The sequence below is a fragment of the Streptomyces laurentii genome, assembly GCF_040635425.1.
Taxonomy (GTDB): domain Bacteria; phylum Actinomycetota; class Actinomycetes; order Streptomycetales; family Streptomycetaceae; genus Streptomyces; species Streptomyces laurentii.
Map to the genome: position 1 here is coordinate 1 of NZ_JBEYHT010000029.1, position 23812 is coordinate 23812.

The window sequence follows — 23812 nt, forward strand, 5'->3', positions numbered from 1 at the left end:
CTCCACGTCGACGTCGACGTCGACGTCGACGTCGACGCGCGACCGGCAGCACACACGGACGCCGGTGAGGGCAAGGCGGCGGAGAGCACCCAGCCGGAGCGGCCCGAGGCCGCGGCCCCCGCCGATCTGCCCGTGGCCACCGAACCCACCGCCGGACCCGCCGCCGAGCCCGCCGCGGACGCGGCGCCCGAGGCTCCGGCCGAGGGCGTGACGCCGCCCGCCGAGCCGCAGGACGCGGTGCCCGCCGCGCTGCCGCCGGCCGTGCCCGGTCCCGTACCGGCGCAGAGCGGGGCGCCGCTGCCGCTGCCGCCGTCGTTCCAGCCCGCGACGCCGGAGGCCGCGCCGCAGTGGCCCGCGCAGGGCGCGTCCGGTGAGCAGCCGGTCCCGCCCGTCCCGCCGGCCGCGCCGCTGCCCGCCGCGGCCTCCCCCGCGCAGCCCATGCCGGCCGCGACCGGGCCCGTACCGTCGCCGTACGACATGCCGACCCCGCAGGGGGGTTACGGCTTCCCGCACCCGGGTCAGCCGGCCGAGCAGCAGGGGTACGGGTTCCCGCACCCGGCGCACCCGGGGCAGCAGCCCCCGCAGGCCCAGGTGCCGCAGGCGCCCCAGCCGGCGCCCGCCGGTTACGGCTTCCCGCATCCGGGCCAGCCCGGTCAGCCCGCCCCGCAGCAGGGGTACGGGGTCCCGCACCCGGCGCACCCGGGGCAGCAGCCCCCGCAGGCCCAGGTGCCGCAGGCGCCCCAGCCCACCCCGCAGCCCGGGTACGGCTTCCCGCACCCCGGACAGCCCGCTCAGCCCGCTCAGCCCGGACAGCCCGCCCCGCAGGCCCAGCCCCAGCCGCAGCCCGGTCAGCCCGCCGACCCCGGCCCCGTCGATCCGCGCACCGGCGCCGCGTGGCCCATGCCCGTGACGCACGACCAGCGGGAACGTTCCGTACCGGGCGCCCCGCTCGGCTACACCGCCGCCGTCGAGCTGTCCTCCGACCGTCTGCTGCGCAACACCAAGCAGAAGCCCAAGTCGAGCCGCACCCCCGGCGCCGCGTCCCGCTTCAAGCTGGGCGGCAAGAAGGAGGAGGCGGAGCGGCAGCGGAAGCTGGAGCTGATCCGGACGCCGGTGCTCTCCTGCTACCGCATCGCGGTCATCTCGCTCAAGGGCGGCGTCGGCAAGACCACGACGACCACCGCGCTCGGCGCGACGCTCGCCAGCGAGCGGCAGGACAAGATCCTCGCGATCGACGCCAACCCGGACGCCGGCACGCTCGGCCGCCGGGTGCGGCGCGAGACCGGGGCGACCATCCGCGACCTGGTGCAGGCGATCCCGTACCTCAACTCGTACATGGACATCCGCCGGTTCACCTCGCAGGCGCCGTCCGGTCTGGAGATCCTCGCCAACGACGTGGACCCGGCCGTCTCGACGACCTTCAACGACGAGGACTACCGGCGGGCGATCGAGGTCCTCGGCAAGCAGTACCCGGTCATCCTGACCGACTCCGGCACCGGTCTGCTCTACAGCGCGATGCGCGGCGTGCTCGACCTCGCCGACCAGCTCATCATCATCTCCACGCCGTCCGTCGACGGTGCCTCCAGCGCCTCCACGACGCTCGACTGGCTGTCGGCGCACGGGTACGCGGAGCTGGTGCAGCGCTCGATCACCGTCATCTCCGGGGTCCGCGAGACCGGCAAGATGATCAAGGTCGACGACATCGTGCAGCACTTCCAGACGCGTTGCCGCGGGGTGATCGTGGTGCCGTTCGACGAGCACCTGGCGGCGGGCGCCGAGGTCGACCTCGACATGATGCGGCCGAAGACCCGCGAGGCGTACTTCAACCTGTCGGCGATGGTCGCCGAGGACTTCGTACGGGCGCAGCAGGCGCAGGGCCTGTGGACGGGCGACGGGCAGAGCGCGGCGCCGCCGCACGGGGCGCCGCCGATGCCGGGCCAGGGCTACCCGTACCCGCAGCAGCCGGGGCAGCCGGGCGCCCCCGGCGTACCGGGCCAGCAGCCCTACCCGTACCCGCAGCAGCCGGCCCCCGGCCAGCCGGTGCCGGGGCAGCCCGCGCCGGGGCAGCCGTACGGGGCTCCGCCCGGGCCGGGCCAGCCGTACGGCGCGCCGCCCCAGCCCGGTCAGCCCTACGGGGCCGCGCCGGCGCCCGGTCAGCCGTACGGCGCACAGGCCGCGGGCCAGCCGCCGGTGCCGCAGGGCTGGCAGCAGCCCCCGACCCCGCCTCAGCCCGGTCAGCCGCAGCCCGGTCAGCCGTACCCGGATCCGTACGGGCAGCAGCAGCCGCCGCAGGGCTGGCCCCGGCAGCAGCCCCCGCAGGCGCCGCCAGCCTCCCATCAGTAAGGCGTCACAGGAATAGACCAATGAGGCCCCGTACCGGCGTACCGGTACGGGGCCTTTGGGTGTTTCCGCAGACCACACGGGGTTTGAGACATCGTTGACGACGGCAGACCACCGCTGATACACCTTCGCTTCATCCATCGTCAGCCCAAGATCCACGGCACTTCTCCCGACGCACGCTTCCCTATGCGAGGTCACGCCCCATGGTCATGGTCACGAAGGTTCCACCCCGTTCGCCCGCTGTCCGCGGACCGGTCCGGCTGCTGCTCGCCGCCGGTGTCACCGCCGCCTCCCTCGTGGCCGTCGCGCCGGGTTCCGCGCAGGCGGCGCGGGCGGACGGCGGCTCGTCGGCCTCGGCGGCCGAGAGCACGCTCACGGTCGCCATCGCGCAGAGCGTCGACTCGCTCTCGCCGTTCCTCGCGCAGAAGCTGGTGTCGACCAGCATCCACCGCCTGACGTACGAATACCTCACCAACTACGACGTGAAGGACGCGCACACGGTCCCGGGCCTGGCGACCGCGTGGAAGTCCTCGCCGGACAAGCTGACGTGGACGTACACGATCCGCAAGGACTCGATGTGGTCCGACGGGCAGCAGGCCACCGCCGAGGACGCGGCCTGGACCTTCAACAAGATGATGACCGACCCGAACGCGGCCACCGCGAACGGGAACTTCACGGCCAACTTCAAGAAGGTGACCGCGCCCGACCCCGAGACGCTGGTCGTGGAACTGAAGAAGCCGCAGGCGACGATGACGGCGCTCGACGTGCCGATCGTGCCGAAGCACATATGGGAGAAGGTCGGCGACTTCTCGAAGTTCAACAACGACCAGCAGTTCCCGATCGTCGGCAACGGGCCGTTCATCATCACGGACTTCAAGGTCGACCAGTACATCAAGCTGAAGCCGAACAAGAAGTTCTGGCGCGGGGCGCCGAAGTTCGAGCAGCTCGTCTTCAAGTACTACAAGGACACGGACGCGGCCGTCGCCGCCCTCCAGAAGGGCGAGGTGTCGTTCGTCCCGAACCTGACGCCCGCCCAGGCCGCCGCGCTCACGACGCAGAAGAACATCAAGGTCAACGACGCTCCCGGCCGCCGCTTCTACGCGCTCGCCACCAACCCGGGCGCCCGCGCCAAGGACGGCAAGACCTTCGGCGACGGCAACCCGGCGCTGCTCGACCCCGAGGTGCGCAAGGCGCTGTTCCTCGCCGTGGACCGCACCACCCTGGTGGAGCGCGTCTTCCAGAAGCACGCCGTCGAGGGCGAGGGCTACATCCCGCCGCGCTTCTCCTCGTACTTCTGGAAGCCGTCCGGCGACCGGAAGCTGTCCTACGACCCGGCCAGGGCGGAGCAGGTCCTCGACGCCGCCGGGTACAAGAAGAACGGCGACGGCAAGCGGGTCGGCAAGGACGGCAAGCCGCTCGACTTCCGCATCCTGTGCCACGCCACCGAACCCAACGACAAGGCCGCGGCCAAGTACCTCCAGGAGTGGTGGGGCAAGCTCGGCATCGGGCTGAAGGTCGACTGCCTCGACAACGTCTCCGACCCGTGGCTGAAGGGCGAGTACGACCTCGCCTTCGACGGCTGGTCGGTCAACCCCGACCCGGACTACGTGCTGTCCATCCACACCTGCGGCGCGCTGCCCGCGACGCCCAAGGACACCGGCGCGACCGACAACTTCATCTGCGACCCGAAGTTCGACGAGCTGTACGCGCGGCAGGCCGTGGAGTACGACCCGGCCGCGCGCGCCGGGATCGTCAAGGAGATGCAGTCGCGGCTCTACGACACCGGGTACATGAACGTCCTCGCGTACCCCAACGCCCTGGAGGCGTACCGCACCGACCAGATCGGCTCCATCAAGACGATGCCCGAGGCGGCCGGCAACCTCTTCGGCCAGGACGGCTACTGGAGCTGGTGGTCGGCGGTGCCCGCCGCGCAGACGGCGAACGACAGCGGCGACCAGTCTTCGGGCACCGGCGTGATCATCGGGATCGGCGCGGCCGTCGTGGTCGTCGTCGGCATCGGGATCGCCCTCGGCATGCGCCGTCGCACCACCGCCGACGACCGCGAGTAGCCCGTGACCAGCGCATCCACCCCCGCCCCCGCGGAGCGGGCCGGCACCGGTTCCGGTGGTCCGGCCCGCGCCGCCGAGGGCGGCACGGGCCCCTCCGGCACGGCCCCCTCCGGTACGACGTCGCCCTCGGGCACGGCGTCCTCGGGCACGGCGTCCTCGGGCACCGCGCTCGCCTACGCGCGCCACGCGGCGGGCAAGCTGGCCGGCGCGGTCGTCTCGCTGCTCGCCGTCCTGGTCACCAGCTTCTTCCTGTTCCGGATCCTGCCGGGCGACCCGGTCCGGACGATGACCCGGGGCAAGGCGACGACACCGGAGCAACTGGCCACGCTGCGCCATCAGTTCGGGCTCGACCAGCCGCTGTGGCAGCAGTTCACCGACTACTGCGGCAAGGCGCTCACCGGCGACCTCGGCATGTCCTTCCAGTTCCACGCGCCGGTCGGCGAGCTGATCGCGCAGAAGGTGCCGGCGACGCTGCTGCTCACCGGCACCGCCGTGGTCCTGTACTCGGCGCTCGGCCTGTGGCTGGGCACCCGCTCCGCGTGGCGGCACGGCAGCCTCGGCGACCGGCTGAACACGGGCGTGGCGCTGACGCTGTGGTCGGTGCCGTCGTTCTGGCTCGGCCTGCTGCTGATCATCGTGTTCTCGGTCGGTCTCGGCCCGCTCCCCGGGCTGTTCCCGACCGGCGGCATGGAGTCCGGCACCGGCGAGACCGGCTTCGGGTACGTGCTCGACGTCGGCCACCACATGGTGCTGCCGGTGCTCACGCTCGTCGCGGTCGGCTACGCGCAGACGCTGCTCGTCATGCGGTCCTCGCTGCTCGACGAGATGGGCGGCGACTACCTGACCACGGCCCGCGCGAAGGGGCTGCGCGACGACATGGTGCGCCGCCGGCACGCCGTACCGAACGCGCTGCTGCCGACGGTCACGATGGTCTTCATCAACCTCGGCCATGTGGCGGCCGGTTCGATCCTGGTGGAGACGGTGTTCTCCTGGCCGGGCCTGGGCGGGCTGTTCTACCAGGCGCTCAGCGTGCCCGATCTTCCGTTGGTGCAGGGCCTGTTCGTGGCCTTCGCCGGGGCGATGATCGTGATGAACCTGATCGCCGATCTGCTCTATCCGCTGCTCGACCCCCGGGTGGGCCGATGATTTCTCCCTCCGTCAACTCCCCGACATCCTCCGGCACTTCGCTGGCCTGGCAGCGGCGGCGCGACACGGTCGGCCGCTTCTGGAAGCAGTACCGGACCCAGCGGGCCGGGCTGTGGGGGCTGGCCGGGCTCGTCCTGATCGCGCTGCTCGCGCTCGCCGCGCCGCTGATCGTCGGCTCCGACGTGCAGTCCGTGACGAACGCGCCCGGCACCGCCCTGGAACCGCCGAGCGGTGAATTCTTGCTCGGCACCGACCAGTTCGGCCGCTCGCTGCTCGGTCTGCTGGTCTGGGGCTCGCGGATCTCGCTGCTCGTGGGCCTGCTCGCGGCGGTCCTGTCGGTGGCGATCGGCACCCTGGTGGGCATCGTCGCCGGGCACTACGGCGGCTGGCTCTCCACCGTCGTCATGCGGATCACCGACTGGTTCCTGGTGATGCCGACCCTCGTCCTGGCCATCGTGCTCGCCACCGTCATGTCCCGGTCGGTGTGGACGGTGATCCTGGCGATCGGGGTGACGACCTGGCCGACGACGGCCCGCCTGGTGCGGGCGCAGACGATCGCGGTCGAGTCCCGCCCGTACATCGAGCGGGCCACCGCGCTCGGCGGCGGCGACGGGCACGTCATGACCCGGCACGTGCTGCCGAACGTCCTGCCGCTGGTGCTCGCCCAGACCACGCTCGGCATCTCCTCGGCCATCCTCACCGAGGCGACCCTGGCCTTCCTGGGCCTCGGCGACCCGACCGTCGTCTCCTGGGGCGGGATGCTCCAGGACGCGCGCGAGGCGGGCGCCGTCTCGTCCGGGCACTGGTGGTACCTGGCCCCGCCCGGCATCGCGATCGCGCTCGTCGCGCTCGCGTTCACCCTGTGCGGACGGGCCGTCGAGTCCGTCCTCAACCCGAAGCTGGGGGTGGGGCGTTGAGTACGGGCGCGCTGCTTGAGATACGGAACCTGAGCGTGACGTACGGGTCGGGGGCGGCCGCCGTCCCCGCCGTACGCGGTGTGGACCTCACCCTGCCCGCCGGGCGGAAGCTCGGCGTCGCGGGCGAGTCGGGGTGCGGCAAGTCGACGATGGCGCTCGCGCTGCTGCGGCTGCTGCCCGCCTCGGCGCGGCTGACCGGCGAGATCCTGCTCGACGGCGAGGACGTGCTGGCCATGAAGTGGGGCCGGCTGCGGGCGGTGCGCTGGGCGGGGGCGTCGATCGTCTTCCAGGGCGCGATGCACTCGCTGAACGCGGTCCGGCGGATCGGCGACCAGATCGCGGAGCCGCTGCTCGTGCACGGCCGGGCCACCCCGGCGGCGGCCCGGACCCGGGTCGGCGAACTGCTCGAACACGTGGGGCTGCCGGCGGCGCGCGCCGCGGCGTATCCGCACGAGCTGTCCGGCGGGCAGCGGCAGCGCGTGATGATCGCGATGGCACTGGCCTGCGACCCGCGGCTGATCGTGGCGGACGAGCCGACGACCGCGCTCGACGTGATGATCCAGGCGCAGATCCTGCGGCTCATCGAGCACCTGGTGGCCGAACAGGACATCGGGCTGCTGATGATCAGCCACGATCTGGCGGTGCTCGCCGACACCTGCGACCGGCTGGCCGTGATGTACGCGGGGCGGGTGGTCGAGGAGGGTCCGGCGAAGGTGGTGTACGAGTCGGCCGCGCATCCCTACGGGCGGGCGCTGTCCTCGGCGTTCCCGCGGATCGGCGACCCGGCGTCGCGGCGGAGCCCGCGCGGGCTGCCGGGCGATCCGCCGGACCCGGCGGCGCTGCCGGGCGGCTGTACGTTCCATCCGCGCTGTCCGGTGGCGGTGGAGCGGTGCGCCGAGGAGGACCAGGAGCTGCGGGGCGCGGGCGCGGGGCGCCGGGCGGCCTGCGTACACGTAGGGAGCACGGCATGAGCGCGCGGGTGTCCCCGGACGGGTCCACGGCGACGGCCGGCGACGGGGCGACGCCCCTGCTGTCCGCGGAGGGGCTGCGCGTGGTGTTCCCGGGGCGGCGCGGCGCGCCGCCGGCGCGGGCGGTGGACGGTGTCGACCTGGACGTCGGCGCGGGCGAGATCGTCGCCCTGGTCGGCGAGTCCGGCTGCGGCAAGACGACGCTGGCCCGCTCGCTGCTCGGCCTCGTCCGGCCGACCGGCGGCACGGTGCGCTTCGCGGGCGCGCCCCTGGCGTACACGGGCAAGGCGCTCAAGGCGTACCGCAAGCGCGCCCAGCTGGTGCTCCAGGACCCGAGCGGTTCGCTGAACCCGCGGCACACGGTGTACGACGCGGTGGCCGAGGGGCTGCGGATCCACGGGTACGCGGGGGACGAGCGGGCGGCGGTCGCGGAGGCCTTGTCGCGGGCCGGGCTGCGTCCGCCGGAGCGGTTCTTCCTGCGCTATCCGCACGAGCTGTCGGGCGGGCAGCGGCAGCGGGTGGTGATCGCGGGCGCGCTGGTCCTGGAGCCCGAACTCATCGTCGCGGACGAGCCGGTGGCCTCGCTGGACGCCTCGGTGCGCGGCGAGATCCTGGCGCTGCTGCTGCGGCTGCGCGACGAACTGGGGCTCTCGGCGCTGGTGGTGACGCACGACCTGGGGCTCGCGTGGAACATCGCGGACCGGGTCGCGGTGATGTACCTGGGCCGGATCGTGGAGACCGGGCCGGTCGAGTCCGTCCTCACGAACCCCCGACACCCGTACACCCAGGCGTTGTTGTCGGTCCTGCCGGAGTCCGAGGGCGAGCCGGTCGTGCTGACCGGCGAGCCCCCGGACCCGGCGCGGATCCCGTCCGGCTGCCGCTTCCACGTCCGCTGCCAGGTGCTGGCCTCGGGCGCGGCGGACGCGGTGGCGGACCGCTGCCGCACCGAGGACCTGCCGGTCCTCGGTGGCGGCGGGCGGTCCGCCGCGGCCTGCCACTGGGCGCGGCAGGGCTGATCTCAGGAGCCGTCGGACCGCGCACCGGGTTCGACGGCGGGCTTGCCCGCGGGCCGGGCGTTCACCGGCTGGACGCCCGGCCGCGCTCCCGGCTGCACGACGGACGGGGCTCCGGGCTGGACACCCGGCTGCACGCCAGGCAGCACGACGGGCTGGGCTCCCTGCTGCACGCCAGGCTGAGCTCCGGGCTGGACCTCGGGCCGGGGCGCGGTCGGGTCTGCCGCCGTCGGGTCGGTCACCTCCGGCGTCGAGGCCGCCGGGCCGGTCACCTCCGGCGTCGAGGCCGCCGGGTCGGGCTTCGGCGTCGTCGTGTCCGGCGTGGCCGGGGCCGGCTTCGGCGTCATCGGGGCCGGCTTCGGCGTCATCGGGGCCGGGCTCTGCGGCTTCCCGGGCGGCCGCTCGACGACCGACCCCTCCTTGAGGATCTCGCAGGAGGAGATCGAGGTCCGGGTGGAGACCGACTTCACGGCACAGGTGTCCTTGCCGATGCCGGCGTCCACCGTGCCCCAGTGCTCGCCCACGATGAGGATCTCGCCGTTCAGTCCGCTGATCGTGTCGTCGCCAGGACCGGCCTGGATCAGCCCGCCCGACTCCGGTCCGACCCCGGCGGCCTCGATGGTGTCGTTCTCGCTGCCGCCGAGGACCCGGCCGGAGAAGTCGATGACGCCGGTGGTGATGTGGTCCGCGCCGTCGTTGCCGGTGACGAGCCCGCCGCCGCGGTTGTACTGCCCGGGCGCGCCGTAGACCGAACCGGTGGTGATGGTGTCGTCGCCGTCGTCGCCGTGCACGACCGCGCCGTGCTCCGCGCCGTTGCCGTGCACGGTGGCCACCGTGATGATGTCGTTGCCGCGGTTGCCGCGGACCATGCTGGAGCCGTTCTGCGGCACCAGGTGCTTGGCGCGGATGATGTCGTCGCCGTCGCCGCCCTGCACGACCGAGTCGATGACCAGGCCCTTGATCTCGATCAGGTCGTTGCCCTCGCCGCCGGAGACGGTGACGTTCTCCAGGTCGCTGTCGCAGAAGATGTGGTCGTCGCCCGGGGTGCCGTTCACCTGGTCACCGGGCGGCGCCGGGACGTCGTTCACCCAGCACTGGTGCACGGGCACCCGGGCCGCCGCCTGGGCGGCGGGCGCGCCCGGCAAGGCGGCCGCCGCGATCAGCACGGCCAGGGCTGCGGGGCCGCGGACGGCCCTGCGGACGGAGGTCGACGGGGTGACGGACATGCGGTTCTCTCCTCTGCGTGGATGAACGGGGTGGGGCGCCGGTCAGGCCGCGCCGGTCCGGGCCGGGGCGGGATGCCGGGGCGCGTAGCCGACGATCCGGCGGGCGCCGGCCAGCTCGCGGGGGTGTTCGGGCTCGGCGGTCGTCCAGCGGCCCAGGCACATCTCGGCGGTGATGCCGGGGCCGAAGCCGGCCATGATGCCGCGGGCGCCTTCCGGCAGCCCGCCCTCGTCGAAGAGCCGGCGGACCGCGTCGAGGACGACGGCGCTGGCGATGTTGCCGTACTCCGTGAGGGTGCTCCGGCTGAACCGGAAGGACTCCGGCGGGACTTCGAGGAAGTGGCTGAGGTCGTCGAGGATGCGCGGACCGCCCGCGTGGATGATGTAGAAGTCCAGGTCGCCGGCGTCCCAGCCGTGGTCGCCCGCGAGTTCGCGGAGCGCGGGCGCGAGCGGCTCCATCGTGCCGGGCACCCGCTTGTCCAGGAGGAAGTGGAAGCCGGTGGCGCGCACGCTGTAGGCGATCCAGTCCTCCGTGTCGGGCACCAGGTAGGCGCTGTTGCGCTCCAGGGCGATGCCGGTTCCGCCGCGGCCGCGGACCACGGCGGCGGCGACCGCGTCGCCGAACAGGCCGTTGGACAGCAGGGATCCGACGCCGAGGTCGGTGGGCTGGTAGCACAGCGAGCAGAACTCGCAGGCGACGATGAGGACGTTGGCGTCCGGGTAGGCGGTGCAGAAGTCGTGCGCGCGGTTCACGGCGGCGCCGCCCGCGGCGCAGCCGAGCTGGGCGATGGGGATCTGCCGGGTGTGGCCGGGGAAGCCCATGGTGTTGATGAGCCAGGCGGTGAGCGAGGGCATCATGAAGCCCGTGCACGACACGTAGACGATCATGTCGATGTCGGCGGGGCGCAGTCCCGCGTACCCGAGGGCCTCGTCGACCACGGCGGGGACGCGGGCCTTCGCCTCGGCCTCGTACCGCTCGTTGCGCTGCTCGAAGCCGGGGTGCTTCAGGGTCTCCTCGATGGGCTGCACGATGTGCCGGCGGGTGACTCCGGTGTTGCCGATCAGCCGGAGCGCCAAGGCCAGTTGGGGGTGGTCGGCGTGACGTGAGCGGGCGAGGTCGAGCGTCTCCTCCATCGTGATCACGTATTCGGGCACGGACACCGCGGGCTTGCACAGAGTCGCCACGACGCGCGCTCCTTTGTCTCGTTCGCGTTGAACTGTGCTTCACATTCACCCGGTCACCGCGAACTCGCAACCGCGAGCGGGTCGCCGCCGGTCACCCTGGGTGAGGCCGCCCGCGTCCTCGAAAATGTGTGCGTACTCCGAACGGGGGTGCTGTCGGCGTTCGGCGTGTCGCGATCGCGCGGGCCCGGGAACACGCTCCTCATGACCTCCGACCCCATGGCCCTGCCGTCCGATCCGACGACCAACGGCCCTCCCCCGTCCACGTCCCCGGACGCGTCCCCGGACGCGTCCCCGGACGCTTCTTCGAAGCGGCCCGCGCTCCGCACCTGGGACGTCGACGATCTGCCCGCCCTCGACTTCGATCCGCTGATGACCGAACTGCTCCACGACGAGCCGATCGCCCGGATCAGCCTCCCGTTCGCCGCGGACCACGAGGCGTGGCTGGTCACCCGGTACGAGGACGTCCGGGCCGTGACGTCCGACCCCCGCTTCAGCCGGACGGCCCTCCTCGACCGGGCGGTGACCGGGATGACCGGCCACCGGGTGGCCTCGAAGGCAGCCCTGAACTACGCCGACCCGCCGTACCACACGCAGCTGCGCAAGGCGGTGACCAAGGCGTTCACCGGGCAGTCCACCAAGCGGCTGCGGCCGCTCGCCCAGGCGACCTGCGACCGGCTGCTCGACGCGATGGAGGCGGCCGGCCGCCCCGCCGATCTGATGACCCGTCTTCACGGGCCGCTGCCGCTGTCGGTGGTGTGCGATCTGCTCGGCGTCCCGGAGGAGGACCGGGCGGAGCTGGCCTCCTGGCCGGACCTCATCCTGTCCTCCGGGCCCGGCCCGGAAAGCAGCGAGGCCGCGAAGGCGCACATCCACCGCTACATCACGGATCTCCTGGAGCAGCGCCGCGCCGAGCCCGCCGACGACCTGGGCGGGGTGCTCGCCGAATCGCTCGCCGAGGGCCGGATCGACGGCGACGAGGCCGTGTCCCTGGCGATGGCGATCCTCATCAGCGGCACGCACGCGGTCCGCAACAACAGCGCCAACATGGTCTATCTCCTGCTGACCCGGCCGGATCTGGCCGACCGGCTGCGCGCCGAGCCCGGTCTCCTCCCCCGAGCCGTCGACGAGCTGCTGCGCTGGATCCCGCACCGCAACGGCGTGGGCCTGCCGCGGATCGCCCTGGAGGACGTGGAGATCGGCGGGGTGACCATCCGCGCCGGGGAGGCGGTGTACGCGTCCTACCTGGCCGCCAACCGCGACCCGGCCGTCTACACCGACCCGCACACCGTCGACTTCGACCGCGCGGACATCGCGCACATGGCCTTCGGGCACGGGCCGCACCACTGCATGGGCGCGATGCTGACCCGGATGGAGTCCGAGGTGATGCTGTCGACCCTGCTCACCCGCTACCCGGAGCTGCGCCTGGCGGGCCGGCCCGAGGACGTGCCGTTCCAGTCCAAGGGCCTGATCAGAGGCCCGAAGGAGCTGTACGTCACCTGGTGAACGTCACCTCGTGAACGTCACGTGCCGTACGTCACCCGGTGCCCCTCGGCCGGCGGCACCTCGTGCGCTCAGTGCGCGCGGTCGTACGTCTCCGTCAGCTCGCGGCACTGCTTGACGTCGTCGGCCATCGCCGCGAGCAGGTCGTCGAGGGTGTCGAACTTCAGCATCCCGCGCACGTACGCCAGAAAGTCGACGGTCACGTGGAGGCCGTACAGGTCCAGGCCCTCGCGGTCGATCGCGTACGCCTCCACCGTCCGCTCGGTGGCGTCGAACTGCGGGTTGGTGCCCACCGAGATCGCCGCGGGCATCCGCTCCCCGGCCGCCGTCAGCCAGCCCGCGTAGACGCCGTCGGCCGGGATCGCGGTGTGCGGCAGCGTCTCGACGTTGGCCGTCGGGAAGCCCAGCTCGCGGCCGCGCTGCGCGCCGCGCACGACGATGCCCTCGACGCGGTGCGGGCGGCCCAGGATCTCGGCGGCGCCCGCCATGTCGCCGGCCGCGACCAGGCGCCGGGTCAGCGTGGAGGAGAACGGCTCGCCGCCGCCCGCCTCGCCGCTCACCCGCAGGTCGATGACCTCGACGTCGTAGTCGTAGGTGGCGCCCAGCTCGGCGAGGTAGCCCACGTTTCCGGCGGCCTTGTGGCCGAAGCGGAAGTTGGGGCCCTCGATGACCCGGCGCGCGTGCAGCTTGTCGACGAGGACCTTCACGATGAAGTCCGCCGGGGACAGCTGCGAGAACTCGGCGGTGAAGGGCAGGACGAGCACCGCGTCCACGCCCAGTTCGGCCATCAGCTCGGCGCGCCGGTGGTGCGGGGCGAGCAGCGGCGGGTGGCTGCCGGGGCGGACGACCTCGGAGGGGTGCGGGTCGAAGGTGACGACGACGGAGGGGACGCCCAGCTCGCGGGCGCTCTCGACGGCCCGGCCGATGATCAGCTGGTGCCCTCGGTGCACCCCGTCGTAGGAACCGATGGTGACGACGCTGCGCCCCCAGTCCTCGGGGATGTCCTCCAAGCCACGCCAGCGCTGCACTGTGACCGCTCCTCGTCCGCCTCTACCCGTGTGCGCGCCTGTCGGCGCAGGTCTAAGACTGCCATGAGCATGCGGCCGCGTCGGCATCGGCATGGTGTTCCGTACGTCTCGGCGCCCGCCGGGGCGAGGGCGCAACGGCCCGTACATCCGGGTCGACCGGCCCGTCCGCACCCCCGCGAGCCTCCGGGGCCACCTCCCCGCGGGGCTCCGGACCGGCGTCCCGTACGGCCCGCAGCTCCCGGCGCAAGAAGCGGGAGGCACCCGTGCCGGGGGCCTCCAGGACCGGGCCGAGCGCCGCGCGCGGAGCGGGCAGCGCCAGCAGGCCGACGACCAGCGGGTACAGGACGCAGCGCGTCTCGGGCCCCGCTTCGAGCCGCCGGTCGACGAAGTCGGCGACCAGCTCCGCGCCCTCGGGGTGCCGTTCCGCGTACCCGGCGACGAGGGCCGCGGCCTGCCGGGCGATCCGCGGGGTGTCGACGGCGGCGAGGGCGCGCAGGACGGCGGCGGGCTCGGGGCCGTCGAGCCGGGCGCGCAGCGCGTCGAGGACGGGACCGGGTTCGGGGTGGGTGGCGAGCGCCGCCGCGAGGGCGTCCGCGGGCACGCCGGGGTCGGCGAGCGCCCGGGGCAGATAGCGGTCCTGGCAGCCGGGGTCCTGGACGAGCAGCCCGAGCGCGGGGCCGTGCAGCGCGCGGTCGCCGGGCCGGGCGAGCAGGGCGAGCGCCGCGTAGCGCAGGGTGGCGCGCTCGGCCTCGCCGGTCGCGTACGGGGCGACCAGCCGGCCGTACGTGACGGCGGCCGCGCGCCGGGACGGGCGGCCGTCGTCGTGCGCCCACCGCTCGACGGCCCGGCACAGGGCGGCGGGCTCGTCCTCGGCGAGCGCGGCGAGCAGATCCTCGGCGAGCGGGTGGGCGGTGACGACGAGGGCCTCGCACAGGTCGTCGGCGGCCAGGCCCCGATGGGTGTGCAGCAGGGCCTGCGCGGCGTCGCCGACGGTGGCACCGGGCATCCCGGCGAGGTCCCGGTCGTCGGAGAACCAGCGGCACAAAAGCGGCTGCACCCCGCGCGGGTCGGCGCTCAGCCGCTCGGCCACGAGGTCGAGGAACCGGGCCGGGCCGCCGGGTGCCCCGCCCGGCGGCGGGTCCGTGACCACGAGGCGCCGCAGCAAATCCAGCCGCTCGCCCTCCGGCACGGCGAGGCCCGCCCAGAACTCCGGGCCGAACACCGCGTACCCGGCGAAGGTCTCCCGGGCCTCCGGCCGCCGCCCGATGTGGTCCGCGAGGCGGCGCAGCACCGGCAGCCGGGGCCGTGCGTCGGTGAGCGGGGTCAGCACCCCGGCGAGCAGCCGCGACGCCCACCAGACGCCTTCCGCGCGCCCCGCCCCGGGCGTCCGCTCCCCCGCGGCGAGGCCCGCGACGCCCGCGAGATCCGCGACGTCGGCGAGATCGGCGCAGTCCGCGAGCGTGTCCGCGAGCCAGCGCAGCCGGGGCCCGAGCCCGTCCGCGCCGTGGTCGCGGTGGAGCCGGCGCAGCGCCTGGAGGACCGGGCCGATGCGATGCCGGGGCACCGGCAGCGCGGCCGGCTGGTGGACCAGGGTGTCGAGGGCGCGGTCCACGTCGAGATGGGCGCCCTGGAGCCAGTCGGCGACCTCCTCGTGGGCGAAGCGGTAGCCGGCGCCGGCCGGGACGAGCAGGGCCTCGGTGAGGGCCGCCGAGGCCCATCCCGTACGCCAGGGGAACAGCTCCTCGAAGGAGGCGCGGTCCAGTGCGCCCTGGCCCGGGCCGAGGCAGCGGCGGGCGGCCTCGTGAACACTGCCGGCGACCTGGGCGGCGAGCCGGCGGACGGCCGTGCCGCGCGGGACGGGGCGCCGGGTGGCGGCGATCCGGACGGCGACGCGCAGGCACATCAGGTCCAGGTGGGCGGCGAAGATCTCCTCGCGGCCCGGCCGGCCCGGCAGGTCTCCGCGGGCGGCGGTGCGCAGCTCGCCGAGGAGCCGCAGCGCGAGCGGGTGCCGGGCGTCCGCCTCGGCGATGGCGTCGTCGGGGACACCGTGCCGCCGCCGGGCCTCGGTCGCCTCCGGTTCGGTCAGGTCGCCCAGCTCGACAAGGGCGGGCGCGCACGCGTACAGCGGGACGGTCAGCTCGGCGTGCTCGGGCCGGCAGGCGACGATCATGCGGGCGCCGTGCGCGGTCAGCCACTCCTCGGTGACGGCCGCCCAGCGCGTGAGGCGGGGCGCGAGCAGCGGCGGCATCTCCTCGGGCGAGTCGAGGAGGATCAGCAGCGGCCCGTGCGCGGCGGCCTGCTCCGGGGTGACGGCCGCCGGGTCGCCCAGGGCACCGGAGGCGGCGACGATCCGGCCGGCCCGGGTGAGGACGCGGCGGACGGCGTCGGCCACCGAGCCGTCCTCGGCCAGCAGGTCGGCGCCGCGCAGCCGGACGGTGGGCGCGGGCGCCGGTCCATGGGCGCGGCGGGCTGCGAGGGCGGCGAGGGCGGTGCTGCGGCCGGTGCCGGGGGCGCCGACGACCAGGACGACCGGCCGGTCGCCGGGGTCGCGGACCCGCTCGCCCCAGGTGCCGGAGTCGCCGGAGCGGCCGGTGGTGGTGGCGGCGAGTTCCAGCACGCCCGCCGGGTTGAGGTGGCGGCCGTAGCAGGGGACGGTGGCGGCGTTGCGGCGCAGCAGGACGGCGAGCGGGCCGAGCGGCGGGATCGGCAGGGCGCGCGGCTCGGCGGGCCGGCCGCCGTCCCGCACGGCGCCGAGGATGCCGAGGACGGCTCCGGTGACGGGGTCGAGGACGGGCCCGCCGGCGGTCGGGCCGCTCTCCAGGAGGGCCTCGGCGCCCTCGGTGCCGATGGCGAGGGCCTGGCCGGGCCCGGCGGCCCCGGTCCCGTCGCCGGGGCCGAGCACCCGCGCCTCGCGCCAGCCGTACGCGGCGATCCGTACGTACGTGCCGGGCTCGATCTCCGTACGCCGGGCGAGCGGCAGCGGCGGGCAGGTCAGGCCCTTGGTGCGGACGAGCGCGAGCCCGCAGCCGGGGAACACGGTGATGTCGGTGAGGCCCGCCCGCCACGTCTGCCCGGCGAAGGTGCGCAGGTGCAGGGTGTCGTGTCCGGCGACCACCTCGTGGCCGGTGAGCAGCGTGCCGTGGTGGTCGGCGAGGAATCCCGTGCCGAGCGGCTGTCCGGCCGGATCCTCGATCCTGACCAGTGCGGTGCGAGTCCTGCTCCCCATGCGTCCGACGGTAGGTCGGTGATGATCTCCGGATAAAGCGGGAAAGCCGAAAGCGCCCCCTCTCACCTCCGCTTTCACCCCGAGCGCCTGCACGATGGGGTGAACTCCCCGGAAAAACGCCGATGGGGCGAGCACAGGTGTGCTCGCCCCATCGGACCGGCTTCAGGTGCCCGGGTACCCGGGCGCTCAGCCGAAGACGGCCAGGCTCTTGGCCTTGCCCCGCTGCGCCTCGACCAGCGCGAGCAGCCGCCCGTCCGGCCCGTAGACCGCGACCGGGCCCTCGGGATACTCCGGCATCTCCAGGCGTACGCCGTTCAGCAGCAGCCGGGCCCGCTTCTCGTCGACGTCCCAGCGCGGGAACGCCGCCGCGGCCGCGTCGGCGACCGGCATGACCGTCAGCTCCTCCTGGAGCTGGTCCAGGGTGCGGGCGCGGTCCAGCTTGTACGGACCGACGCGGGTGCGGCGCAGTGCGGTCAGATGACCGCCCACGCCGAGCCCGGCGCCGAGGTCCCGGGCGAGCGCCCGGATGTACGTACCGGAGGAGCAGACGACGGAGACCACCAGGTCCACGACCGGGGTCCCGTCCTCGGCGACCGCTTCCCGCACGTCGTACACCTGGAACGAGGAGACCGTGACCGGCCGGGCCGGGATCTCGAACTCCTCGCCGCCGCGTACGCGCGCGTAGGACCGCTTGCCGTCGATCTTGATCGCGGAGACCTTCGACGGCACCTGCATGATCGCACCGGTCAGCTCGGCCACACCGGCGTCGATCTGCTCGCGGGTGACCTTCGACGCGTCGACCGACGCCGTGATCTCGCCCTCGGCGTCGTCGGTGATGGTGGTCTGACCGAGGCGGATGGTGCCCAGGTACTCCTTCTCGGTCAGCGCGAGGTGACCGAGCAGCTTGGTCGCCCGCTCCACGCCGAGGACGAGGACGCCCGTGGCCATGGGGTCGAGCGTGCCCGCGTGGCCGACCCGGCGGGTCTTGGCGATCCCGCGCATCTTGGCCACGACGTCATGCGAAGTGAAGCCCGACGGCTTGTCGACGATGACAAGCCCTCCCCCAGCCTCCGGCCGGGAGCTGCCCTCATCAGGCGTGTTTTTTCGCGTGCTCATTCGGCGGCTTCGTCCTCGCCCGGCTTCTTGTAGGGGTCGGCCTCGCCGGCGAACGCGGCGCCCGAGGACGACTCGCGCACCTTGGCGTCCGAGGCCCGCGCCTGGTCGAGGAGGTCCTCGATGTTCTTCGCGGTCTCCGGAAGGGCGTCGGCCACGAAGGTCAGCGTCGGGGTGAACTTGGTGCCCGCGGCCTTGCCGACGGACGAGCGCAGGATGCCCTTGGCGCTCTCCAGGCCGGCGGCGGCGCTCGCGCGCTCCTCCTCGTCGCCGTAGACCGTGTAGAAGACCGTGGCCTCCCGCAGGTCGCCGGTGACGCGGGTGTCCGTGATGGTCACGTGCGTGCCCAGGCGCGGGTCCTTGATGCCGCGCTGCAGCTTCTCGGCGACCACCTCCCGGATGAGGTCCGCCAGTTTCTTCGCCCGCGCGTTGTCGGCCACTGGTCCTTCTCCTTCTTTGCCTTGCTCATTCAGTCTTCATCAGTGTGGAGCCTGCGTCGCACCGAGAGCAGCTCCACCTCGGGCCGGGCCGCGACCAGCCGCTCGCAGCGGTCCAGCACGTCCGACACGAACCCCGCGTCCCCGGCCACCAGCGCGACCCCGACCTGGGCCCTTCGATGGAGGTCCTGGCCGCTCACCTCGGCCGCGCTCACGGAGAACTTGCGCTGGAGCTCGGCCACGATGGGCCGGACGACGGAGCGTTTCTCCTTCAACGAATGAACGTCGCCGAGGAGCAGATCGAAGGACAGTGTCCCCACGTACATGTGGTGCCGGATGTCCCGCCGGTTCGGGTTCGACGGCCCGCCGTGCCGTCGCCCGGCGGGAACATCAGAACGGTACACGCAACGGCCGGGGCCGATCGACGGAAATACTCCCGCCGACCGGCCCCGGACACGCCGTGCGTGGTTACACCCGCGGCTTCTCGCGCATCTCGTAAGTGGCGATGACATCGTCGATCTTGATGTCGTTGTAGTTGCCGAGGTTGATACCGCCCTCGAAGCCCTCGCGGATCTCGGTGACGTCGTCCTTGAAGCGACGCAGACCCGAGATGGTGAGGTTCTCCGAGACGACCTTGCCGTCGCGGATGAGGCGCGCCTTGCTGTTGCGCTTGACCTCGCCCGAGCGGACCAGGACACCGGCGATGTTGCCCAGCTTGGACGAACGGAAGACCTCGCGGATCTCCGCCGTACCCAGCTCGACCTCTTCGTACTCCGGCTTCAGCAGGCCCTTCAGGGCCGCCTCGATCTCCTCGATCGCCTGGTAGATGACCGAGTAGTAACGGACCTCGACACCCTCGCGCTCGGCCATCTGCGCCGCGCGGCCGGCCGCGCGGACGTTGTAGCCGATGACGATCGCGTCGGAGCCCATCGCCAGGTTGATGTCCGACTCCGTGACCTCACCGACGCCGCGGTGGAGGACCCGGATGTCGACCTCTTCGCCGACGTCGAGCTGGAGCAGCGAGGACTCGAGAGCCTCGACCGCACCGGACGCGTCGCCCTTGATGATGAGGTTGAGCTGCTGGATCTCGCCGGCCTTGAGCACCTTGTCGAGGTCCTCGATGGACACCCGGCGCACCCGCTTGGCGAAGGCCGCGTTGCGCTCGCGCGCCGCGCGCTTCTCGGCGATCTGACGGGCCGTACGGTCCTCGTCGACGACCAGGAAGTTGTCGCCGGCACCCGGGACGTTGGTGAGACCCAGGACGAGGACGGGAGTCGACGGGGTCGCCTCCTCGACGTTGTTGCCCTTGTCGTCGAGCATGGCCCGGACACGGCCGTACGCGTCGCCGACGACCATCGTGTCGCCGATGCGCAGCGTTCCGCGCTGGACCAGGACCGTCGAGACGGCACCGCGGCCGCGGTCGAGGTGGGACTCGATCGCAATACCCTGCGCGTCCTGGTCGGGGTTGGCCCGCAGGTCGAGCGAGGCGTCGGCGGTGAGGATCACGGCCTCCAGCAGGGAGTCGATGTGCAGACCCTGCTTGGCGGAGATGTCGACGAACATGGTGTCGCCGCCGTACTCCTCGGCCACCAGACCGAACTCGGTCAGCTGGCCACGGACCTTGACCGGGTCCGCGCCCTCGACGTCGATCTTGTTGACCGCGACCACGATCGGCACACCGGCCGCCTGGGCGTGGTTGAGCGCCTCGATCGTCTGCGGCATCACACCGTCGTTGGCCGCGACCACGAGGATCGCGATGTCGGTCGACTTCGCACCACGGGCACGCATGGCGGTGAACGCCTCGTGACCCGGGGTGTCGATGAAGGTGATGCGACGCTCTTCACCGTTGACCTCGGTGCCCACCTGGTAGGCACCGATGTGCTGGGTGATGCCACCGGCCTCGCCCGCGACCACGTTGGTCTTGCGGATCGCGTCGAGCAGGCGGGTCTTACCGTGGTCGACGTGACCCATGACGGTCACGACCGGCGGACGGGAGACCAGGGCCTCTTCGCCGCCCTCGTCCTCGCCGAACTCGATGTCGAAGGACTCGAGCAGCTCACGGTCCTCCTCCTCGGGGGAGACGATCTGAACCGTGTAGTTCATCTCGTCGCCGAGGAGCTGCAGCGTCTCGTCGGAGACGGACTGCGTGGCCGTGACCATCTCGCCGAGGTTCATCATGACCGCGACGAGCGACGCCGGGTTGGCGCCGATCTTCTCCGCGAAGTCGGTGAGGGACGCACCGCGCGACAGGCGAATGGTGTCGCCGTTGCCGCGAGGCAGCATCACGCCGCCCACGGACGGGGCCTGCATGGCCTCGTACTCCTGGCGCCTCTGACGCTTCGACTTGCGACCACGACGCGCGGGACCGCCGGGACGACCGAAGGCGCCCTGCGTGCCACCACGGCCACCCGGGCCACCGGGACGGCCACCGAAGCCGGGACGACCGCCGAAGCCGCCGCCACCACCGGGACCACCGGGACGACCGCCGCCGCCACCCGGACCACCGGGACGGCCGGCGAAGCCGCCGCCACCGCCACCGGGACCGGCCGGACGACCGGCGAAGCCGGGACGACCGCCGCCGCCACCACCGGGACGACCACCGGGACCGCCGGGACGACCACCGGGGCCGCCGCCGGGACGCGGGCCGGCAGCGGGACGCTGCGGCATCATGCCCGGGTTCGGACGGTTACCGCCGGGGCCACCGCCGGGACGCGGCGCCTGCGGGCGCGGCATGGAACCGGGGGTCGGACGGGCGCCGCCCTGACCCTGCGGACGCGGGGTACCCGGGGCACCGCCCGGACCCTGCGGGCGCGGGGCACCGCCGGGAGCGCCGCCGGGACGCGGAGCGCCACCCTGCGGACGGGGCGCCTGCGGGCGCGCCATGCCGGTGGAACCACCGGAGGTGAAGGGGTTGTTGCCCGGACGCGGGCCGGCCGGACGACCGCCCGGACGGGGACCCTGCTGGCCGGGACGGGCACCCTGCTGGCCACCCTGACCCGGACGACCGCCCTGCTGAGCCGGACGGGCCGGACGCGGGCCGGGGGTCGCACCGGGACGCGGACCGGCGGCCGGAGCCGACGGAGGCGCGGTGAACTCCGGGGTGGTCGGAGCCGGGGCGGCGGGCGCCGGCTTGGGCGCGGGAGCCGCGGGCTTCGGACCCGGGGTCGGACGGGGACCAGGCGCCGCGGCCGAGGGCTTCTCGGCGGCGGGCTTGGGGGCAGCCGGACGGGCGGCCTGCGCCGGAGACGGCGCGGGAGCCCCAGGCTTGGGGGCAGCCGGACGGGCAGCCTGCGCCGGAGACGGCGCGGGAGCCCCAGGCTTGGGGGCGGGCGCCGCCTTGCGGGGCGCACCAGGCTTCGCAGCGGACTTACCGGCGCCGCCGGGTCCCTGCAAAGCATCAGTCAGCTTGCGCACGACCGGCGCCTCGATCGTCGAGGACGCCGAACGGACGAATTCACCGAGTTCTTGGAGCTTGGCCATGACGACCTTGCTCTCCACACCGAACTCCTTGGCGAGTTCGTATACCCGGACCTTAGCCACATCGCTCCTTTTAGGTCCGGTTACCGCCGGACCGTCGCTACTTCATGGGCGTACTCATCGCGTACTCATCGAGTGCTCATCGCAATCTCGACCTACTTCCGACTCGCGAGGTACCTGACCGCACGGGATTCCGTGCCGTTCTTCTTCACTGCGGTGCCGTCCGCTCGACATGGAGGCGCAATGCCGCCGTGTCGAGCGCTCCCTGGACCTTGAAGGCCCTGGAGAACGCCCGGCGGCGGACCGCCAGGTCGAGACAGTGCAAGGCGGGGTGCACGTAGGCACCCCGGCCGGGCAGCGTACCGCGATGATCGGGGACGCACTCGTCCTTATTCATCACGATCCGCAGCAGGTCGCTCTTGGCCGCTCGCTCCCGGCATCCCACACAGGTTCGCTCAGGGCACGCGCAGGCATGCGTCCGGCCAGACACGATTAAGTCTACCTCCCCGTTCCGACCTCACCCGTTCGGGGCAAAAATCGAACAGTCGTTGGCCAAAAAACGGTCTCCGCACGGTGGCGGAGACCCCTCGGCCCCTTCTCAGCTCTCGTCGCCGGACGGCTCGGTGTCCGGCCGGATGTCGATCCGCCAGCCGGTGAGACGGGCGGCCAGGCGGGCGTTCTGGCCCTCCTTGCCGATCGCCAGCGACAGCTGGTAGTCGGGCACCGTCACCCGGGCCGACCGGGCGGCCATGTCGACGACCTCGACCTTCGACACCCGGGCCGGGGAGAGCGCGTTCGCCACCATCTCGGCCGGGTCGTCCGACCAGTCGACGATGTCGATCTTCTCGCCGAGCAGCTCCGCCATCACATTGCGCACCCGGCCGCCCATGGGACCGATGCAGGCACCCTTGGCGTTCAGGCCGGAACGAGTCGAACGGACCGCGATCTTGGTGCGGTGGCCGGCCTCGCGGGCGATCGCCGCGATCTCCACCGAGCCGTCGGCGATCTCCGGCACCTCGAGGGCGAAGAGCTTCTTCACCAGATTGGGGTGCGTACGGGAGAGGGTGACGGACGGACCGCGCACACCCTTGGCCACCCGTACGACGTACGTACGAAGCCGCAGACCGTGCGTGTAGTCCTCGCCCGGCACCTGCTCCTGCACCGGCAGGATGGCCTCCAGCTTGTCGTCCAGCTTGACCAGGACGTTCTTCGGGTCCTTGCCCTGCTGCACCTGGCCCGCGACGATGTCGCCCTCGCGGCGCGCGTACTCGCCGAAGGTGACGTCGTTCTCGGCGTCGCGCAGACGCTGCTGGATGACCTGGCGGGCGGTGCTGGCGGCGATCCGGCCGAAGTCCGACGGGGTGTCGTCGAAGTCCTTGGGCTGCTGCCCCTCCTCCAGGTCGGCGGGGTCTTCCTTCGCCCACACCGTCACGTGACCGGTGCGCCGGTCCAGCTCCACGCGCGCGTGGCGGCGGGCGTCGGGGGTGCGGTGGTAGGCGATGAGGAGGGCCGACTCGATCGCCTCGACCAGCATCTCGAAGGAGATGTCCTTCTCCTGTGCCAAGCCCTTCAGGAGCTTCACGTCGATGTCCACGGCTACGCCTCCTCTTCCTTCTTGTCCTTGCGGTTGAACTCGATCTCGACACGCGCCTTGTCGATGTCGGCGAACTCCACCCGGCGGGCGGTCGCCTTGCGGCCCTTGACTCCCGGCACCTCGGTGTCCAGGCCGTCGTCGTCCACGGCCAGGATGCGGGTGACGAGGTCGCCGCCCTCCTTCAGCCGCAGCTTCACCAGACGGCCGGTGGCGCGCACGTAGTGGCGGTGCTCGGCGAGGGGGCGGTCCGCGCCCGGGGAGCTGACTTCGAGGACGTACTCGCCCTCGCCCATCACGTCGGTCTCGTCGAGCTTCTCGGAGATGACGCGGCTCAGCTCGGCGCAGGCGTCCAGTTCCACGCCCTCGTCCGAGTCGACGATGACCCTCAGCAGTCCGCGGCGGCCGGCCCGGGACACCTCGATCTCCTCGAGGTCCAGATCCTTCGCGTGCACGAGCGGCTCCAGAAGACCGCGCAGCCGTTCGTTCTGGGTGGTGCTCATCCGGGTGACTCCTCGGCCGCGTGTGCTGTTGTGGGTTCGTCGCGTGTCAGATCAAAGGGTATCCGGTTCCGGAGGG

Annotated in this window: 18 protein-coding genes; 7 read left to right on the forward strand and 11 right to left on the reverse strand. The window is 73.0% G+C overall.

Translation table 11 applies throughout. From position 1 onward, the window contains the following. The 6 genes from ABZ693_RS19195 to ABZ693_RS19220 all read left to right on the forward strand — a co-directional run. Positions 1–2343, forward strand: a 2343-nt coding sequence (locus tag ABZ693_RS19195; RefSeq protein ID WP_359878432.1) for a MinD/ParA family ATP-binding protein, incomplete at its 5' end; no start/stop codon positions are given. Positions 2344–2549: 206 nt separating this feature from the next. Next, on the forward strand, positions 2550–4409 hold the full coding sequence (locus ABZ693_RS19200; protein WP_359878597.1) for an ABC transporter substrate-binding protein: 1860 nt from the start codon (positions 2550–2552) through the stop codon (positions 4407–4409). A 3-nt stretch (positions 4410–4412) separates the two neighbouring features. Next, complete coding sequence (locus tag ABZ693_RS19205) at positions 4413–5555, forward strand: ABC transporter permease (RefSeq protein WP_435842470.1); 1143 nt, start codon at positions 4413–4415, stop codon at positions 5553–5555. Then, the gene (locus tag ABZ693_RS19210) at positions 5552–6472 is read left to right on the forward strand and encodes an ABC transporter permease (protein WP_359878434.1); all 921 of its coding nucleotides are present in this window, start codon (positions 5552–5554) and stop codon (positions 6470–6472) included. The genes ABZ693_RS19205 and ABZ693_RS19210 overlap by 4 nt, the downstream gene beginning before the upstream one ends. Beyond that, complete coding sequence (locus ABZ693_RS19215; protein WP_359878437.1) at positions 6469–7443, forward strand: ABC transporter ATP-binding protein; 975 nt, start codon at positions 6469–6471, stop codon at positions 7441–7443. Before ABZ693_RS19210 ends, ABZ693_RS19215 begins: the two co-directional genes overlap by 4 nt. Then, a complete protein-coding gene (locus ABZ693_RS19220; RefSeq protein WP_359878440.1) occupies positions 7440–8456 on the forward strand; it encodes an oligopeptide/dipeptide ABC transporter ATP-binding protein in 1017 nt (338 codons plus the stop codon). The genes ABZ693_RS19215 and ABZ693_RS19220 overlap by 4 nt, the downstream gene beginning before the upstream one ends. A 2-nt stretch (positions 8457–8458) precedes the next feature. Here ABZ693_RS19220 and ABZ693_RS19225 read toward each other — a convergent pair whose 3' ends face one another. Both ABZ693_RS19225 and ABZ693_RS19230 read right to left on the reverse strand, forming a co-directional pair. Continuing rightward, positions 8459–9679 carry a hypothetical protein gene (locus tag ABZ693_RS19225; RefSeq protein WP_359878441.1) on the reverse strand — a complete coding sequence of 407 codons (1221 nt, stop codon included), beginning with the start codon at positions 9677–9679 and terminating at the stop codon, positions 8459–8461. A 42-nt stretch (positions 9680–9721) separates the two neighbouring features. Then, positions 9722–10861, reverse strand: a complete 1140-nt coding sequence (locus tag ABZ693_RS19230) for a type III polyketide synthase (RefSeq protein ID WP_359878443.1) — start codon at positions 10859–10861, stop codon at positions 9722–9724. A 201-nt stretch (positions 10862–11062) separates the two neighbouring features. Here ABZ693_RS19230 and ABZ693_RS19235 point away from each other — a divergent pair, with 201 nt between their 5' ends. After that, the gene (locus ABZ693_RS19235; protein WP_359878446.1) at positions 11063–12364 is read left to right on the forward strand and encodes a cytochrome P450; all 1302 of its coding nucleotides are present in this window, start codon (positions 11063–11065) and stop codon (positions 12362–12364) included. Between the two features lie 68 nt (positions 12365–12432). On the opposite strand, the gene ABZ693_RS19240 is transcribed toward ABZ693_RS19235, so the two are convergent. The 9 genes from ABZ693_RS19240 to rimP all read right to left on the reverse strand — a co-directional run bounded on the left by ABZ693_RS19240 (position 12433) and on the right by rimP (position 23736). Then, positions 12433–13389, reverse strand: a complete 957-nt coding sequence (locus tag ABZ693_RS19240; RefSeq protein WP_359878449.1) for a bifunctional riboflavin kinase/FAD synthetase — start codon at positions 13387–13389, stop codon at positions 12433–12435. A gap of 52 nt (positions 13390–13441) precedes the next feature. After that, positions 13442–16615, reverse strand: a complete 3174-nt coding sequence (locus tag ABZ693_RS19245; protein ID WP_359878452.1) for a trypsin-like peptidase domain-containing protein — start codon at positions 16613–16615, stop codon at positions 13442–13444. 186 nt (positions 16616–16801) lie between these two features. Continuing rightward, positions 16802–17731 (reverse strand): tRNA pseudouridine(55) synthase TruB, encoded by a 930-nt coding sequence (truB, locus tag ABZ693_RS19250; protein WP_359878455.1) that lies wholly within the window; start codon positions 17729–17731, stop codon positions 16802–16804. Further along, positions 17728–18168 (reverse strand): 30S ribosome-binding factor RbfA, encoded by a 441-nt coding sequence (rbfA, locus tag ABZ693_RS19255; protein ID WP_359878457.1) that lies wholly within the window; start codon positions 18166–18168, stop codon positions 17728–17730. The genes truB and rbfA overlap by 4 nt, the downstream gene beginning before the upstream one ends. Before the next feature lie 29 nt (positions 18169–18197). Continuing rightward, entirely contained in the window at positions 18198–18491 is a 294-nt protein-coding gene (locus tag ABZ693_RS19260; protein WP_359878459.1) for a DUF503 domain-containing protein, read from the reverse strand. A gap of 142 nt (positions 18492–18633) precedes the next feature. Continuing rightward, positions 18634–21705 (reverse strand): translation initiation factor IF-2, encoded by a 3072-nt coding sequence (gene infB, locus ABZ693_RS19265; protein WP_359878462.1) that lies wholly within the window; start codon positions 21703–21705, stop codon positions 18634–18636. A 145-nt stretch (positions 21706–21850) separates the two neighbouring features. Continuing rightward, entirely contained in the window at positions 21851–22132 is a 282-nt protein-coding gene (locus ABZ693_RS19270) for a YlxR family protein (RefSeq protein ID WP_359878464.1), read from the reverse strand. Between the two features lie 108 nt (positions 22133–22240). Further along, complete coding sequence (nusA, locus tag ABZ693_RS19275) at positions 22241–23236, reverse strand: transcription termination factor NusA (RefSeq protein WP_359878466.1); 996 nt, start codon at positions 23234–23236, stop codon at positions 22241–22243. Between the two features lie 2 nt (positions 23237–23238). Beyond that, positions 23239–23736 carry a ribosome maturation factor RimP gene (gene rimP, locus ABZ693_RS19280; protein ID WP_359878469.1) on the reverse strand — a complete coding sequence of 166 codons (498 nt, stop codon included), beginning with the start codon at positions 23734–23736 and terminating at the stop codon, positions 23239–23241. Between the last annotated feature and the right edge of the window lie 76 nt (positions 23737–23812).